Annotated in this window: 2 protein-coding genes; both read left to right on the forward strand. The window is 65.6% G+C overall.

All coding sequences use genetic code 11. From position 1 onward, the window contains the following. Positions 1-491 (forward strand): acyl carrier protein (locus F1615_RS35425; RefSeq protein ID WP_149553133.1); only part of this gene is annotated, 491 nt, incomplete at its 5' end. A gap of 83 nt (positions 492-574) precedes the next feature. Further along, on the forward strand, positions 575-1,048 hold a 474-nt coding region (locus F1615_RS35430; RefSeq protein WP_208818484.1), incomplete at its 3' end, for a beta-ketoacyl synthase N-terminal-like domain-containing protein.

Here is a 1,048-nt window from a genome sequence, read left to right on the forward strand (position 1 = left end):
AACGACTCGATCACCTGCTCAACCTGGTCCGCACCACCATCGCCGCCGTCCTCGCCCACCCCGACCCCGACACCATCGACCCCCACCAACCCTTCAAACAACTCGGCTTCGACTCCCTCACCACCGTCCAACTCCGCAACCACCTCACCCACACCACCGGACTCCCACTCCCCACCACCCTCGCCTTCGACCACCCCACCCCCCACGCACTCACCACCCACCTCAACCAACAACTCACCCCCGACATCAACCAGGGAATCTCGAGCGAGAACCTCCTGTCGGAGATCCGGAAGCTCGAAGCGGTTCTCTCCTCCGTCCCGGTGGGTGAGGCGGGACATGCCGAAGTGACAGCGCGACTTAAAGACCTTCTTTGGAACTGGGAAAACAGCCGTGCCCAACGGCCGACCGGCAGCTTCCCGGACGACGACCTCGACTCCGCGACGGACGAGGAACTCTTCAGCGCTTTGGACAACGAGCTCGACACCCCATGAGCCGCGCACAGCCCACGCCGCACGACACATACGCGCTTCGGTGCGTTTCGTAGAGACCCGACTTCCGCAAGGGCAGGATCAAAGTGGCAGGCGAAGACACGCTCCGGACCTATCTCAAGCGGGCAACCAAGGATCTGCGCCAGGCCCGCCGGCGATTGCACGAGGTGGAGGAGAGCGCGAGAGAGCCGATAGCGATCGTCGGCATGGGCTGCCGCTATCCCGGAGGGATCACCTCCCCCACGGAACTCTGGGAGGTCGTCGCTGAGGGCCGGGATGCGATCGGTGACTTCCCGTCGAACCGCGGCTGGGACCTGGAGACGCTGTTCGACCCGGACAGCACCTACGTCGACGGGGACGTCCAGGGTCGTGGGGACGAGAGATCCGACGCGAACGCCGGCGGAGCGCAGGCCGGTGTCGGTAGCCAGAGCGGGATCAGCAGGCCTGGCACGTCGGCTACGCGCTACGGGGGGTTCCTCCACGACGCGGGTGCCTTCGACGCCGCGTTCTTCAACATCTCCCCCCGCGAAGCCAAAGCGATGGACCCCCAGCAGCGGCTA

The sequence above is a fragment of the Streptomyces marokkonensis genome (assembly GCF_008312835.1).
Taxonomy (GTDB): Bacteria; Actinomycetota; Actinomycetes; order Streptomycetales; family Streptomycetaceae; genus Streptomyces; species Streptomyces marokkonensis_A.